This is a genomic window from Haloferax sp. Atlit-12N, from assembly GCF_003383095.1.
In the GTDB taxonomy this organism is placed as follows: Archaea; Halobacteriota; Halobacteria; order Halobacteriales; family Haloferacaceae; genus Haloferax.
Map to the genome: position 1 here is coordinate 1 of NZ_PSYW01000046.1, position 967 is coordinate 967.

Genomic DNA, 967 nt, shown 5'->3' on the forward strand with positions numbered 1-967 from the left:
CGCACGGCCGCAACACGCGCCTGCGTGAGCGGCCAGTCTCGTTCAGCCGCCGCAGTGTACACACACGCTGCCGCGACCGCATTCGGGTTCGCGCCTCGATGAGCCCACTCATCGCTCGATGTCTCAGCTAACGACCGTGCTCGTCGTCGAATCTGGTCCGTCACATCAAGCGCATCCGCCACTCGCGGAACGAACTCGACTGGTGTGACGGGCTTCGCAGGCAGCCCGAGTTCTGTATTGAGTGCGTTGTACGCTGACCGGACGCGCGATTCAGCCACCCGTGCGAGTGGGACAAGTTCAGCGAGCGTTCGCGAGAGTCCTGCACATCGACAGGCGGCGTGGACACTCGCAGCCGCGACTGCTTCGATCGACCGCCCCGACAGCAAATCCGCCTGTTGAGCGGACCGGAAACATCGGCATGCTTGGTCACGCAAGCTGTCCGGGAGGTCAAGCGCGCCGGCAAGTCGCCGGACTTCGTCCAACCCGTGAGCCAACCGTCGCTCACGACTCGATTGATAGCGACTTCGACTGTGCTGGGTGCGGAGCCGGGAGAGTTGCTGTCGTCGCTCGCCCGGGATCGCTGTCCCGTTCGCGTCGACGTGTCGACCGATTTCGGTCGCGAGGCCATGGTCGTGCCGCGTCGGCGTTCGCGGCGCGCCCACTCGCTTGCGCTCCTCGCGCTCGAACGACCGCCACTCCGGGCCGTGGTCGATGCCGTGGCCGTCGATGATGAGCCCACAGGAGTCGCACCGTCGCTCGCCAGCGTCTGTAATGACCTGGCCGCCACATTCTGGACAGGAGGCGTTCCCACAGGATTTCCCGCACGATTCGTCGAACTGTCGCTCGTAGACATCTCGTGTCGCCATCTCGAACACCGCGCGACGCATCTCGCTGCGCCCCGCACCCTTCAGGGGCTCAAAAACATCGTCTCCGTCTCGAATAGGCTGGCTTCGGCTGGAGGGCGATT

The 967-nt window shown here is 64.8% G+C and carries 1 protein-coding gene; it reads right to left on the reverse strand.

The window, feature by feature from the left end:
• Positions 1 to 866, reverse strand: an 866-nt coding sequence (locus tag C5B90_RS19900; RefSeq protein ID WP_148708277.1) for a transcription initiation factor IIB family protein, incomplete at its 3' end; no start/stop codon positions are given.
• Positions 867 to 967 lie beyond the last annotated feature (101 nt).